This window comes from Paraburkholderia sp. BCC1876, assembly GCF_902833695.1.
Taxonomy (GTDB): Bacteria; Pseudomonadota; Gammaproteobacteria; order Burkholderiales; family Burkholderiaceae; genus Paraburkholderia.
In genome coordinates this window covers 1-421 of the sequence record NZ_CADFGI010000117.1, presented here as the reverse complement: position 1 = coordinate 421, position 421 = coordinate 1, and the positions used below count along the sequence as shown (strand labels likewise).

Annotated in this window: 1 pseudogene; it reads right to left on the bottom strand. The window is 69.8% G+C overall.

Annotation, left to right across the window (positions count from 1 at the left end):
• Window positions 1-18: 18 nt before the first annotated feature.
• Window positions 19-421, bottom strand: a pseudogene (locus HWY05_RS38075) (hypothetical protein); the annotation flags it as partial.

The following is a 421-nucleotide window of genomic DNA, read 5'->3' as shown; positions in this document are numbered from 1 at the left end:
CGCGTCGAAGCAGCTTGCTTAGTTGACCTTCAGCGTACCGCCGCGGCCCAGGCCGCCGCTGACGTCCTGCGCCTTGTAGCTGCGCAGTGCCACCACCATCTTGTTCCAGGCGTCGATGAAGGCGACCACGGTGGCCTTGCCTTCCGGCGTCGACGAGAAGCCGCCGAGCGCGCCGCCCACGCCACCGCCGAAGCCGCCCAGCGCGGTGCCCCAGTTGGTGGCCGTCGAGCTGCCCTCGGCCGCCGCGATCTGCACCGCCGAGCGCACGTCGAACAGCGTGAGCGTGACCACCGAGGCCTTGCTCTTGAGGCTGCCGGCCAGCGCCTAGATCGCGCCGTTGCCGATCAGCCCGCCGATCGCGCCGCCGATGCCGCCGATCGCCGAATCGTTGACCACGATGGTCGGCTCCATGTAGTAGTCG